Here is a 14,385-nt window from a genome sequence, read left to right as displayed (position 1 = left end):
TCTAATCCTAAACTTAAATCAATTTGTTTACTGTTATATGATTATCGCTATTTTTGGTACGAGTGCTGATCCACCTACGATCGCCCATAAAAATATATTAACTTACCTAAGTAATAATTATGATATAGTGGGAGTCTATGCTTCAGATAATCCCTTTAAAAGTCATGGGAGTAATTTATTTCATCGTAGTCAAATGTTAAAATTACTAACTCAAGAACTCAATTTATCTAATATTACTCATTGTCAAGAAATTAGCGATCGACGCACTATCAATACAGTAGAAAAAGCAAGGATAAAATGGGGGGAAAACATTGATTTAACAATGGTAATAGGGAGTGATTTAGCAGAACAGATTTTTACATGGTATCAAGCAGAAAAATTGTGGACACAGTTGAAAGTTTTATTAGTACCCAGAGAAGGTTATACTATCAAGCAGGAAGTCATCGACAAAATTAATCATCATAGTTTAGGATGTTCGATCGCTCCCTGTCAAATACCGCCTTTTTCTTCTACAGATTATCGCCATAAACATGATTCGGTAGTGTTAACTGATAAAGTAAAGGTTTATATTGAAGAAAATCGTTTATATTTGGATGACGAAAAAAGTTGTTAAAGTGAAACACAATCTAGCAGATTTTAACGTGGGAGTAGATAATGTTATTTTTTCCGTTGATACTATCAAGAATAAGTTACTAATACTATTAGTAAAACGAGAAAAAGAACCCTTTAAAGAATTTTGGAGTTTACCCGCAACTTTAGTTAAACAAGGAGAATCTTTAGAGTCCGCCGCCTACCGCACTTTAGCTGAAAAAATTAAAGTTAATAACCTTTATTTAGAACAGTTATATACCTTTGATAGTCGTGATTATGACGATCGTTATCTATCCATTAGTTACTTTGCTTTAGTAAGATATGAAGATGCTAAAATAACTAAAAATATCAAAACCGTTACATGGATTACCTTAGATGCTATTCCTACTCTTGCTTTTAATCATAATTGTATTGTGGAATATGGTTATCAAAGACTTAGAAATAAACTTGAATATAGTCCGATCGCATTTGACGTTTTACCAGAATTATTTACCCTTTATGACCTTTATCAACTTTATATTACTGTTTTAGGGGAAAACTTTACTGATTACTCAAATTTTCGTTCTCGTTTATTGAAATTAGGTTTTTTAATAGACACAGGAGAAAAGGCTTATAAGGGTGCTGGAAGACCTGCAACTCTTTATCGTTTCGATACCCATGCTTTTGCACCCCTAAAAGATAAACCCCTTTTATTTGTTTAATTGAAGAATTGATCTGTCAAAATTTAACGTGAGTTAGTAATTAGCTGTTAAGGATTAGCTTTTAGCTTTTTTTCAATTCAAGAATAAGTAATTAACGGTACTTTGAAAAATTTTGGTGCAAAAATAGCTTCAAATACAGTCAGAGTAAGAGATTTAGGTAAACGTCATAAAAACGGCTGAAACTCTTGGTATAAAAGGAAAAGTTATCGATCTATGTAAAATCTTTGATTTATAACGATTTGAGACTCATAGTTTAATATTTTTAGTTTAAGTCCCGTTAATTACTAATGTTGACCAGAAATTTAACTTAATAATACCTGATCGCTAACCTTTTGATAATATTTTTTCATCGAACTGAGGTCAAATTTTAGATGAATTTGGTTCAAAAACTAAATTTTTGGACAATGAAATATGAGTAAAACTTTTTAGAAATTATCTAATCAATTAACGGAAAACTATACCTGATAACCTATGTTAACGGGAATACTTTTGAAGAAAGTCTCAGTATTTTTTCTTATATAAAGAAAGCATATTACACTCATAACAAAATTCTTAAGATTTTTTTAAGATTTACCCGTCAAGATCTCTAAATTTTTGTTACATTGAAGTTAACAGTTCGCAATAGTTGAGCAAAATATGCTACTAACAACAAAAAAAACTCGTCCTTTATCCAGTGACGATCGGGAGCAAGATACGATAAAATTAAGAGCAGTATGGAAAAATATTAACTATTTTAGTTGCCCTCATAATTACAACTTTCATCTACACACCAGTTGTTCTGACGGACAATTAACCCCAGAATTATTAGTAGAACAAGCACTATCTATCGGTTTACAAGGATTCGCTATTACTGATCATCATAGCGTTAAAGGATTCGATCGAGCTAGAAATTACCTCCGTGAAAAATCTCATCATCATACTGGGCTACCTCATCTATGGACAGGTATTGAAATTACCTCAGAATTAAACGGTACTAATGTTCATATACTAGGTTATGGATTTAATCCCGAAGTCCATAATTTACAAAAGTACTTAACAGGAAACGCTCCTGTCGGGAAAGATGCTCAAGCAAAAAATGTGATTAAAACCCTCCACCAAGCAGGAGGATTAGTCGTATTAGCACACCCTGCTCGTTATCGTCGTAGTGCAGAAGAGTTAATTACCGAAGCCTATAGTTTAGGAATAGATGGGGTGGAAACTTATTATGCCTACACTAATCCTAACCCTTGGCAACCTAGCAAAAATCAAACTTCGATCGTGAAAAGTATGGCCAAAAAATACAATTTATACACTACTTGTGGCACTGATACTCATGGTAGTAATATCTTAGTGCGTCTTTAAGTTTACTTATCCACTGCTTTCCACTCATTAAAATCTCTTTCAATGGCATATTGAAAACTTTTAGAGACTAAGAAAATATTTTGTTTTGTTTTTACAGAATCAGGAAATTTAACTTCTGCATAAATTTGGGTATCATCGAAGTTAGGTTTCCCTAAAATCATTTGATATTGTTCATCATTTTTCAATCTCCACTGAATTTTATAACTTGACTGCACTAAACCATATTCTTGTCTTTTTTCTTCCGTCAAGGGAATTTGTATTTTATTTTCCGCTTGATTAAATAAATTTACCAAAAAAGAAATAGCCGCATCACTAGCCGTTAACTTTTCTGGTTGTATCATTTCCCAAATATCTTTATCTGTTTTCTCGAAACTAATTTTCTGGTTATTCACCTCAATAACAATTCCTTTAATATCTTTAGAGTCAAAACTAAAAATATTCTCTTTTTTGTCTTCTTTTTCTTCTATCTTAGAACTAATATCCAATCCTTGATTTTTGATTTCGCTAAAATAAACAAACCCCGTTAAACCTAATGCTAAAATTACCAATGATATTGTTGTACGATTAAATTTCATCTTAAAAATGACGAATTGCGAATTACAAACTACGAATGATATTTATTCATTATCCATTATCCATTATTTATTATTCACTATATAAACCGTGCAAGTTTTTAAGGATATTATCGCGCGTTGGTGGTCTGAATTTACCCTCCAAACTAAATTAATGGCGATCGCTACCTTCGTGGTATCATTAGTAATGAGTAGTTTAACATTTTGGGCTGTCAATTCCATTCAACAGGATGCTCAAATAAATGATACTCGTTTTGGTAGAGATTTAGGGTTACTGTTAGCTAGTAATGTTGCGCCTTTAGTTGCCGAAGATAATTTAACTGAAGTCGCCAGATTTTCAGGACGCTTTTTCAATAGTACATCAAGCGTCAGATATATTATTTATGCTAATGAAGAAGGGCAGATTTTTTTCGGTATTCCTTTTTCTCAAAATGAAGTTAAAAATTCTCTTACTATTCAAAGAAAACTAGAGTTACCCGAAGATTATAATCCGAAAGCTAAAATTCCTGTGGTTAGACAACACTTCACCCCAGACGGTAAAGTAACGGATGTTTTTGTACCTTTATCGGTTGATAAGCAATATTTAGGGGTGTTGGCTATCGGTATTAATCCGAATCCCACTGTTGTGGCTTCTTCTAATCTTACCAGAGATGTCACTATTGCGGTATTTATCTCTATTTGGGCGATGGTTATTTTAGGGGGTGTATTTAATGCCTTAACTATTACTCAACCTATCAAAGAATTATTGTTAGGAGTTAAAAATATTGCGGCGGGTAATTTTAAACAGAGAATTGATTTACCCCTCGGAGGAGAATTGGGAGAATTGATTTTAAGTTTTAATGATATGGCAGAAATTTTAGAAAAATATGAAGAACAAAATATAGAAGAATTAACTGCAGAAAAAGCGAAATTAGAAACCCTTGTTTCAACCATTGCTGACGGGGCAATTTTATTGGATTCTCAACTTAAATTGATTTTAGTAAATCCAGCCGCTAGAAGAATGTTTAATTGGGAAAATACTCATATTATTGGAGAAGATTTACTAGAATATTTACCACTGGAAGTAACTCAACAATTAAAAACTCCTCTTACTAATATTTCTCATGGACAAGATTCTGATGAAGAAAAAGATAGCCATGATATTTTACCTACTAGAGGAGAGTTTACGATCGCTTTAAGTAATCCTAATCAACGTATTTTTAGAATTTTACTTACTCAGGTATTAGATCAAAATAGGGAAAACATCAAAGGAATTGTGATGACAGTACAAGATATAACAAAAGAGGCTGAATTAAATGAAGCTAAAAGTCAATTTATTAGTAATGTTTCCCATGAATTAAGAACTCCATTATTTAATATTAAATCTTTTATAGAAACTCTATTTGAGTACGGTGAGGACTTAACAGAAACAGAAAAATTAGAGTTTTTACAAACAGCTAATAATGAAACCGATCGACTTACTAGATTAGTTAATGATGTATTAGATTTATCTCGTTTAGAATCTTCGAGAAGTTATGAATTTACACCATTAGATTTAGGACAACCTATCGAACAAACTTTAAGAACTTATCAACTAAATGCTAAGGATAAAAATATTAAATTATTTTCAGAAATAGCTACTGAATTACCACCTATTTGGGGACATTATGATCTTCTTTTACAAGTTTTTACTAATTTGGTAGGCAATGCTTTAAAATTCACTTTGGAAGGGGGTAGCGTAACGGTTAAAGCCTATCCCGTTAAAGCTAATCCTGAAAACTCAGAAGAATTTTCTCATGTGAGAGTAGAAATTTCTGATACAGGAATCGGTATTGCACCAGAAGACCAAGAGGCTATATTTGATCGATTTTTTCGAGTAGAAAATAGAGTTCACACCTTAGAGGGTACCGGTTTGGGGTTATCGATCGTCAAAAATATTACAGAAAAACACAACAGTCGTATTCATTTAACCAGTGAAGTAGGAGTGGGTACAACTTTTTGGTTTGATTTACAAATTTATAGCAACGGAAAATGACAATGATTAAAAATTTTCGTCAAATCATACCGATTCTTTTCGTCATTATTTTATTCTCTATTTCCATAATGGCGATCGTGTCTGAGCTGAAAAAGGATAGTATAGAATCAGTGTGGTTATATCTCAAAAATATTCCCCATTGGCATAAAGTAGTCGCCTTAGTTATGACAATCTTAGGCTATGGATTAATGACAGGGTATGACTTACTCGGATTTAGTCATATTCGCCAAAAACTATCCCCTTTCAAAATCGCCTTTACTGCTTTTGTTAGTTACGCGGTCGGCAATACTATTGGTTTTACCGCTTTTTCTGGTACAGCTATTCGTTATCATTACTATGGTTTATGGGGTATCTCAAAAATAAAAATAGGAGAATTAATTATTTTCACTCACCTAACTTTTTGGTTAGGATTATTAACTATCAGTGGAGTGGTATCCTTATTAGATCCTTTAACTTTACCTAGTGTAATAAAATTACCCTTTAAGTCGATTCATCCTTTAGGTTATATTTTTCTATCCCTTGTAATTATCTATTTTATCGTCAGTGTCACCATCAAACACTCTTTCAATTTAGGAGAAGAAGAAATTACCTTTCCTAAACCCAAAATTTCTGTCGGTACAATAATTATCGCCGCTTTAGATTGGGGATTAGCGGCAGGAGTACTATATCTATTATTACCAGTTAATAGTGCGATGTCTTATATTAGCTTTTTTGGCATTTATATTATAGCCTTAACAGCCGGATTAATTAGCACTGTACCCGGAGGCTTGGGAGTATTTGAAACAATTATGTTATATTTACGTCCCCAATCTGTATCCTCATCAGATATGTTAGGAGGATTAATAGCCTATCGCATTGTTTATTTTTTCATTCCCTTAATTGTTGCTTTAGCTTTAATTGGGATTCAAGCATGGAAAAAAACAAATAAAATCTCCTGAAAAATTATTAACCTATTTAACCTTGTATTATACTAAAGAGAGGGAATAGGCAAGAGGCAACAAATAAGAGTTCGTCAATTTTTAGTAATATTAAACTATGCAAGTTAAATGCGTTTTAGCTTATCTAAGGTAACTTGAACTAAAATAAACCAACAAGACGTTAATAGTTAATAATAATCTATTATCCATTATCAATTATTCCCATGATTTCTAGTCTTGACATACCTTCTTTAACAGATACCGTTGATAAATCTGTGGTAGTGGAAACCTATCAATTAAGTAAAGTGTATCGCACAGGTTTTTGGATGAATACTAAAGTTCCTTCCTTAAAAGATTGTACATTGAAAGTTTATCGGGGAGAGACTTTTGGATTATTAGGACCTAATGGTGCGGGAAAAACTACCTTATTAAAAACTCTGCTTGGTATTATTCGTCCAACTTCAGGAAAAGCATTATTATTAGGAAAACCTTTGGGAGATAAAACTGTTAAACAAAGAGTTGGTTATTTACCAGAAAATGCTTATTATTATGATTTTTTAACAGCTTGGGAGTTTTTAGGATTTATTGCTGATATATTTCAAATTCCTAAGTCTCAACAAAATCAGAAAATTTTACAGTTATTAGACTTAGTTGGTTTAGCGAAAAATACGGCTAAAAAAAAGCAATTAAGACAATATTCTAAAGGAATGTTGCAAAGAATAGGTATGGCACAAGCCTTAATTAATGATCCTGAAATTGTTTTTTTTGATGAACCAATGTCTGGTTTAGATCCTATGGGACGTTATCAAGTTAGACAAATTATACTATCTCTTAAAGAACAAGGCAAAACGATTTTTTTTAATTCTCATGTATTATCTGATGTGGAAAAAATTTGCGATCGAATCGCCATTCTAGCACGAGGAGAGTTATTAAATATTGGTTCGTTAGACGAGATTTTAGGCACAAGAGAAACTTATCATGTAGTAATACAAGCAACAGAAGAAGATAAACTTCAAGAATGGTTAACTCATATCAAAAAAGAAAATGATTTTATTAGTGGTGAATTAAGTGGTAATCTTGATGGTTTTTTAAACTATTTACAGAATACTTCTGCTAAACTAATCAGCATGAATTTAAGTAGAGATTCTTTAGAAGAATACTTTATTCGTCAATTACAAGACAGAGGTATAACTTCAAGTCAGTAAATCAAAAAATTATGGTTCTGTTACTTTGAGTATGATAAAAAAGGTATTAGGAATTAGGGTAGAGTTTGCTGTTGGGAGTCAGAAGACTATCAAAATCAATTGATAATTAATTGTACATTGTTGATTGTCCATTGTTGAAATACTTTTTCAGCACCGCCTAAGTAATTCCTAAATTTTTCCTCTAATTTCTTCTATTACTCCATCTCTTAAAATAATTTCAATATTGAGTTTTTCTACTAAATTATCTCCTTCTTGAACATCAAAAAAACTTTCCATTTGCGCTTGAAATACTTCTTGTCCTAACTCTAATAATTGAACCTGTTGCATCTGTTGTAAAAACTGACTTTTTTGTTGCAACATTTCTCCTTTTTTCTGATTAACTTGTCCTTGGATATTTTCTATTTGTTGAGGTGCTTGTAAACTGCCTTGTTTTCTAATTTCTGCGATCGCACTTTGTCCTTGTTGATCTAACTGTAACATTTGTTGATCGATTTGTGCAATTTGAGCTTGTAGTTGTTTTTGAGCTTCATCTTGCCATGCAGGCGTAACAATTACTTTCACATTGACGGGACGTTTTAAAGTTAATTTTGATGCCATAGTAAATAAATTTTCTCCACTTTTAAAGGTGTTAGATGTTAAGTTTGTTTTAGGTTTTCAGTGTTCGGTGTTAATAATAACCCACCGCAAAATAAATTTCACGGCGAATAGCAAAAGTCTCTCTTTGCGACTCAATAATTAATAATTATCGATTAGTCATTCCTTATTCTTAAAGGAACATCGAATTAATCATATCCTGATAATGACTTGTTATGACAGGGCGTTTAATTTTTAGGGTTTGAGTCATCATACCATTGTCCATGGAAAAAGGCTCTACAATGAACTTAAAAACACTGATACGATCGTCTGGACGGTATCCTGCTCTATTTTTGACCTCTCGATTTAACTCTTGTTTATAAAGGCTTATAACCTCTTTGGCGTAAAGATCACTATTTTCGATCATAGATAAATCAGCAGAAACATCAGGAAAAGTTAAACTCAAATTTTGAGATTGTGTCCATTTTCGCAAAGCATCTAAATTTGGTACAATTAAAGCTCCTAAGTATTTTTGATCTTGTCCTACTACCATAATTTGATCAATGTAAGGACTACGAACACAGGCATCTTCCAAGGGTTGAGGTTCAATATTTTCACCGTTACTTAGTACGATCGTATCTTTTGCTCTCCCTGTAATTACTAAATCATTTTCAGGTGTTACCCAGCCCAAATCCCCACTATCAAACCAACCGTCACTATCAATGGCTTTAGCCGTAGCAGAAGGGTTTTTATAGTAACCTTGCATCACCTGACTACCACGAATATAAACTAAGCCAATTTTGCCTTGAGGTAGAGTTTCTTTGGTTTCTAAATCAATAATTTTAATTTCTGTTTCAGGGATAGGTTGTCCTGATGCACCAACAATATTACGATCAAATCTTCTGGCATTGGTGACGGGAGAAGTTTCCGTTAAGCCATAGCCAACAATTAGAGAAATACCTACAATTTGAAAGAAATTATCAATATGTTTAGGTAATGAACCACCTCCACTAATCCACGTTTTAACACAACTGCCAACGCCGTCTCGTACTTTTTGATACACTAATTTATCCCCCAATTTGTGCAGAGGTAAAAATAATAATGCTGTAACTTGGGCAGTAATTTTTTCTAGGGGAGAAGGATTAAGATTATCGAGGGTTAAACCTTTTGAAATCCTTGTCGCCTCCAGATATTTTTCTGACATTGAGAGGAAGAAGAAGACGAGTTTTTGTTGAGTTTTACTGCCATCTCGGAATTGTTTTTGGATACCTTCATAAATAGATTCCCATAAGCGAGGTACTCCTACCATAAAATGAGGGCGATATTCTTTTAAATCTGCTTTAAAATACCGAATATTAGTATAAATTAAGGTTGTACCCCTTGAGAGTAAAAAATACTCAGCTGCTCTTTCGTAAGAGTGCCAACTTGGTAAAATACTTAAAATACGATCGCCGGGTAAGGGTTTAATGACAGTTTCTAAATAGCGTACTTGATGTAATAAGTTACCATGACTTAACATAACGCCTTTTGGTTGTCCTGTCGTACCTGATGTATAGATTAAAGTTGCTAAATCATCGAGATTTTTAGACACGGGAGTAAAAGTATGATTTTTCCCTAAAACCATAAATTGCTCAAAATTGTAGATAGGTTGAGAAAATTCGGTTTCTATGGCTTCATCAGAGAGTAAAATAATTGATTTTAAATTAAATTGACTTAATTCGGGTTGTAACTTTTTCAGGATAGTTAAATTTTCGATGACGAGGACAGTACTATCACTATGACCTAAAATATATAATAATTCTTCTCGATCGGCTTGGGAAGATCGAACGGCATCAACACAACCATTACGAATTATACCTTGATCTGCTATTAACCAACGAGGACTATTATCTGCAAACAGGGCGATTTTTTCCCCTGATTCTATGGCTAAAGATTGTAAACCTGCGGCAAATTGTTTAATATTTCGATCGACTTCTCGATAACTTAACTCTACAGGGGTTTGACTGTGAGGATCTGATAAAGCAATAATATCTCCAAACTGTGACACTACCAAATCCCACATTTCACCCAGAGAATTGAGCTGAAAATACTGATTATTAATAACTTGATTCATGACTAAAACTTGACTATTTTTGTTTTTTATAGTTTTGTTTTATCATAAACCGTTATTTATTATTTCTCAGTAATGAATAGACAAGATAAAAAATTGGCACACCAGACTCTAATTACTACCTCAGTTCGATGCAAAATGTATGGATAATAGCAAGGTATTAGGTAAATAATTGATGAAAAACTGTTAATAATTGATTTTACTTAGATTAATTTAATGAAATAATTCAATCAGATTTGGTATTTTTAGAACCTAAAACCTAAAACCTAAAGCCTACCTACATCAAGGATTTTTTCTCGAACTCAGGTTAATTACTAATCTGTTCTGTGTTTGTAGTAGGTGATTGTCCATTATTCCCGTTAAAAGATTGAAATAGGGTAAAGCCGGCGATCGTAGCCGCCACTAAACCGCCAATAATACCTGCAATTTTTAACTTATTATTCTTGATTTCAGGTTGCATAACATCATCGGTGGGATCTTCAGAATGAGCATGACGATGAAATAAGAAATCTAAAGCATAGTTACGCAATTCATAGTAACGAGGATCTTCAGTAATTTGCGCCCGATTACGAGGACGAGAAAAGGGAATATCAAGAACTTCGCCAATTTTTGCACTAGGGCCATTGGTCATCATAACAAGTCGATCGGCTAAAAACAAGGCTTCATCTATATCATGGGTAATCATCATGACGGTTAATTGATGGTTGCGCCAAATTTCTAATAATTCCTCTTGTAATTCTTCTTTAGTAATAGCATCCAGTGCGCCAAAAGGTTCATCTAAAATCAATACTTCAGGACGAATTGCCAAAGCACGAGCAATAGCTACTCTTTGTTTCATACCTCCAGATAATTGGTTCGGTTTCTTTTTAGCGGCTTCTGTTAAACCCACCATCGCTAAATGTTCTTCTACAAGGGCTAGTTTTTCTTGTTTATTTTTATTCGGATAAACGGCACTAACGGCAAGATAAACATTATCAAAAGCAGTTTTCCAAGGTAACAGACAGTAATTTTGAAATACCATCATACGATCGGGTCCGGGTTCTGCGATAATTTTATCTTTAAGTTTAACTGTCCCAGTGGTGGGTTGATTAAAACCAGAAATCATGTTTAATAAGGTAGATTTACCACAACCGGAGTGACCAATAACACAGATAAATTCACCTTCTTTAACGGTTAAATTAACATTATCTAAAACTGTATAATCACCATTGGCTGTGGAATAAACCTTTGATACTTTTTGAATAGTTAAAAAATCAGTTTTTTCTAAAGTACTAGTGCTATTTTCTGTATTCATTAAAGTTTGCATAATCTTTACTATATTTGTTAATAAACCGTAAATTCAGTTTCTCAATAAAGCCACTAAATCCCCATACTTGGGAACTTTTATTCTATCTTTTCCCCAGAATTGGGGTAAGGTGCTATTTATTGACAACATTAAAATTATCAATTAATATCTCTGAAACTTTGTAATCACGACGAATCGTTAATCTTTCTAAATACCCAACGGGATCATCAGGATTAAACACCATTTTGTCGAACAATTGTAAGTTATGACGTTCGCTGTCAATATCAGATAAACCTAATTGCCTACAAGCCTCACCAAATAAATCTGGACGGCGTACTCTTTCGACTATTTCTATCCAATTACGAGGAAAAGGAGTATAACCCCATCTAGCTAACTGAGTTAAAATCCATAATGCTTCAACTCTTGACGGGTAACTAGCACCATCCACAAAAAACTGATTAAATCTTAGTAAAGACTCGGTTTTTGTGCCGTAATTATAGTCATCAATAAATCCGGGGCGGATATATTTGGCAGACATATTTAGATATTCGGGTTTAGTGAGTAACTCCACAATTTCTTCTCGGTTACGTCGATCGTCGCAATATTCACAAGCCTCAATCAATGCCTTAACTAAAGCTATATGGGTTTGAGGATGTTTTTCTAACCAATCTTCTCTTACTCCTAAAACTTTTTCGGGATGGCCTGGCCAAATATCCAAATCCGTAGCAATTACAAAGCCTAAATCTTCTTGTACTGTTCGAGCATTCCAAGGTTCTCCCACACAATAACCATCAATGTGATCAGCTTTAAGATTTGCCACCATCTGAGGAGGTGGAATTACCATTAAATTAACATCTTCATCGGGATCAATACCTCCTGAAGCTAACCAGTAACGCAATAGTAAATTGTGCATGGATGCTGGATGTACAATGCCAAAAGTGTGGACTGCATCAGGAGTTTTTAAGATCGCTTCTTTCAATTCAGAAAGGTTAGTAACTCCCATTTCTTGGAATTTTTTTGACAAAGTAATAGCGTTACCATTACGACTTAGTATCATTGAGGTAATCATGGGAATAGAAGGCTTATCTCCTGCTCCTAAAGTCATACTTAAAGGCATTCCTGCCACCATTTGTGCCGCATCCAATCGTTTATCAGCGATACCTCTAGCCAATTCTTGCCATGACGGTTCACGGACTAGGTTCACTTGCTCTAAGCCATGTTTAGCGAAAAATCCTTTTTCTTTGGCTACCACTAAAGGCGCACAGTCTGTTAAAGGGATAAAACCAATATCGAGGTTAATTTTCTCCAAACCATTACCGGCGACAACTTCTTTTCCAACAGTGATTTGACCAACTTTTTTAGAGCGTTTTTGTTGATTGAGGAAGTAAACCATTTCGTTACGCAGAGCGTAGTAACTGGGGTGATTAACTACTTCTAATCGTTGTCGTGGACGGGGGATGGGAACTTCTAATATTTGTCCAATATGAGCCTCTGGCCCTGTGGTTAACATAACGATGCGATCGGACAATAATAAGGCTTCATCCACATCATGAGTAACCATAATACAAGTAACTTGATTTTCTTGAACAATACGCATCAAATTTTCTTGTAAATTACCTCTAGTTAAAGCATCTAATGCTCCAAAAGGTTCATCTAAAAGTAGTACTTTTGGTTTTGTAGCTAAAGCCCGAGCGATCGCCACTCTTTGTTTCATGCCTCCTGAAAGTTGTCCCGGTTTCTTATTGGCAGCGTGTTTTAAGCCAACAATAGAGATATTTTCGTCAACGATGGCTTTTCTTTCCGCTTCGGGATAGTGATTCATCACCCTATTAACGGCTAAAGCGATGTTTTGTCTTACTGTCAACCAAGGTAATAAAGAATAGTTTTGAAATACTACCATTCGATCAGGGCCAGGTTCAGTTACCTCTCTACCTTCGAGAATAACACCGCCATGAGTTGCATTAGACAAACCAGCAACCATATTTAAAAGAGTCGATTTACCACAACCAGAATGACCAATCAAAGAAATAAATTCTCCTTGATCAATTTTCAAATTAATATTGCGTAAAGCTATATATTCTCCCCCATTGGCGAGGGGGAAAATTTTATCAACGTGATCAATTTCAATAAAATTTTGCATAGTAATAAGTAGTAAAAAATTAGGAATTAAGAACTTATTTTTGTTCTTCAGGTACAACTAAAGTAGCAACAAAACTAACTAATCTATCTAACAATAAACCGATAATTCCTACATAGATTAAAGCAAGAATAATTTGACTCATTTCGGAGCTATTATAAGCATCCCAAATAAAGAAACCAATACCCACACCGCCCACTAACATTTCAGCGGCAATAATTGCTAACCAAGATAAACCAATACCAATTTTTAAACCTGTGAAAATATAGGGAACTGTGGAAGGAAATAAGATGTTAAAAAAGTACTCAATTTTTGTCAGTTTTAACACCCTAGAAACGTTATTATAATCTTGGGGAATTTGTTGAACTCCTACTGTTGTATTAATGATAATAGGCCAGATTGCTGTAATAAAAATAACGAAAATAGCAGAAGGATCAGCTTGTCTTAAAGCGGCTAGGGATATAGGCAACCAAGCTAAAGGAGGAATCGTTCTTAATACCTGAAAAATAGGATCTAAAGCCTGATAAACTAGGCGATTTGCACCGATTAAAATTCCTAATGCAATGCCCACTACTGTGGCTAAAGAAAACCCGATCGCAACTCTTTTTAAACTGGCTAAAAGTTGCCAAAATAACCCAACATCCGTACCACCATTGTGAAAAAATGGATTGATAATATAGGGATCCCAAGTATCTTTGATGACAGTAATCGGAGACGGTAAATTGGGCTTTTCTCCTGAGCATAAAATTTGCCAAATTGCCAATATAACAAACAAAGCAATAAGAGGAGCAACAACCTTTCTAAGATTTTGAGAATAAAGAATAGAGTTTAAAATATTGGAATCTTTAGAGGTTTTTTGAAGTCTTGCAGTCATGATTTTAATTAATAAAAATAATTGATAGTTTATAAAATAATGAAGCTAAAAATTTATTTAGACTA

General features: G+C 33.6%; 12 protein-coding genes. 6 read left to right on the top strand and 6 right to left on the bottom strand.

The window, feature by feature from the left end; translation table 11 throughout:
• The first annotated feature begins 37 nt into the window (after window positions 1–37).
• The 3 genes from GM3709_RS15835 to GM3709_RS15825 all read left to right on the top strand — a co-directional run bounded on the left by GM3709_RS15835 (window position 38) and on the right by GM3709_RS15825 (window position 2,633).
• Entirely contained in the window at window positions 38–613 is a 576-nt protein-coding gene (locus GM3709_RS15835; RefSeq protein ID WP_066121086.1) for a nicotinate-nucleotide adenylyltransferase, read from the top strand.
• The gene (locus GM3709_RS15830; RefSeq protein WP_066121084.1) at window positions 594–1,292 is read left to right on the top strand and encodes an NrtR DNA-binding winged helix domain-containing protein; all 699 of its coding nucleotides are present in this window, start codon (window positions 594–596) and stop codon (window positions 1,290–1,292) included. The genes GM3709_RS15835 and GM3709_RS15830 overlap by 20 nt, the downstream gene beginning before the upstream one ends.
• 636 nt (window positions 1,293–1,928) lie before the next feature.
• A complete protein-coding gene (locus GM3709_RS15825; RefSeq protein WP_066121082.1) occupies window positions 1,929–2,633 on the top strand; it encodes a PHP domain-containing protein in 705 nt (234 codons plus the stop codon).
• A gap of 2 nt (window positions 2,634–2,635) precedes the next feature.
• On the opposite strand, the gene GM3709_RS15820 is transcribed toward GM3709_RS15825, so the two are convergent.
• Window positions 2,636–3,208, bottom strand: a complete 573-nt coding sequence (locus tag GM3709_RS15820; RefSeq protein WP_066121080.1) for a DUF4340 domain-containing protein — start codon at window positions 3,206–3,208, stop codon at window positions 2,636–2,638.
• A gap of 151 nt (window positions 3,209–3,359) precedes the next feature.
• Between GM3709_RS15820 and nblS the strand changes: the two genes are divergently transcribed.
• From nblS to GM3709_RS15805, 3 genes are all read left to right on the top strand, one after another.
• On the top strand, window positions 3,360–5,219 hold the full coding sequence (nblS, locus tag GM3709_RS15815; RefSeq protein ID WP_231937672.1) for a two-component system sensor histidine kinase NblS: 1,860 nt from the start codon (window positions 3,360–3,362) through the stop codon (window positions 5,217–5,219).
• Between the two features lie 2 nt (window positions 5,220–5,221).
• Window positions 5,222–6,157: a lysylphosphatidylglycerol synthase domain-containing protein gene (locus GM3709_RS15810; RefSeq protein WP_066121988.1), complete on the top strand. Its 936-nt coding sequence runs from the start codon at window positions 5,222–5,224 to the stop codon at window positions 6,155–6,157.
• A 203-nt stretch (window positions 6,158–6,360) separates the two neighbouring features.
• Complete coding sequence (locus GM3709_RS15805; RefSeq protein ID WP_066121077.1) at window positions 6,361–7,341, top strand: ABC transporter ATP-binding protein; 981 nt, start codon at window positions 6,361–6,363, stop codon at window positions 7,339–7,341.
• Between the two features lie 168 nt (window positions 7,342–7,509).
• On the opposite strand, the gene GM3709_RS15800 is transcribed toward GM3709_RS15805, so the two are convergent.
• The 5 genes from GM3709_RS15800 to ntrB all read right to left on the bottom strand — a co-directional run bounded on the left by GM3709_RS15800 (window position 7,510) and on the right by ntrB (window position 14,320).
• Window positions 7,510–7,938: a YlqD family protein gene (locus GM3709_RS15800; RefSeq protein WP_066121075.1), complete on the bottom strand. Its 429-nt coding sequence runs from the start codon at window positions 7,936–7,938 to the stop codon at window positions 7,510–7,512.
• 169 nt (window positions 7,939–8,107) lie between these two features.
• Complete coding sequence (locus GM3709_RS15795) at window positions 8,108–10,027, bottom strand: long-chain fatty acid--CoA ligase (protein WP_066121074.1); 1,920 nt, start codon at window positions 10,025–10,027, stop codon at window positions 8,108–8,110.
• Between the two features lie 304 nt (window positions 10,028–10,331).
• The gene (locus GM3709_RS15790) at window positions 10,332–11,330 is read right to left on the bottom strand and encodes a nitrate ABC transporter ATP-binding protein (RefSeq protein WP_066121072.1); all 999 of its coding nucleotides are present in this window, start codon (window positions 11,328–11,330) and stop codon (window positions 10,332–10,334) included.
• Between the two features lie 112 nt (window positions 11,331–11,442).
• Window positions 11,443–13,449: a nitrate ABC transporter ATP-binding protein gene (locus GM3709_RS15785; protein WP_066121071.1), complete on the bottom strand. Its 2,007-nt coding sequence runs from the start codon at window positions 13,447–13,449 to the stop codon at window positions 11,443–11,445.
• A gap of 34 nt (window positions 13,450–13,483) precedes the next feature.
• On the bottom strand, window positions 13,484–14,320 hold the full coding sequence (gene ntrB, locus GM3709_RS15780; protein WP_066121069.1) for a nitrate ABC transporter permease: 837 nt from the start codon (window positions 14,318–14,320) through the stop codon (window positions 13,484–13,486).
• Window positions 14,321–14,385 lie beyond the last annotated feature (65 nt).

The sequence above is a fragment of the Geminocystis sp. NIES-3709 genome, from assembly GCF_001548115.1.
Taxonomy (GTDB): Bacteria; Cyanobacteriota; Cyanobacteriia; order Cyanobacteriales; family Cyanobacteriaceae; genus Geminocystis.
Note: the sequence above shows the minus strand (reverse complement) of the source record. Positions and strands in the feature narration are given on the sequence as shown.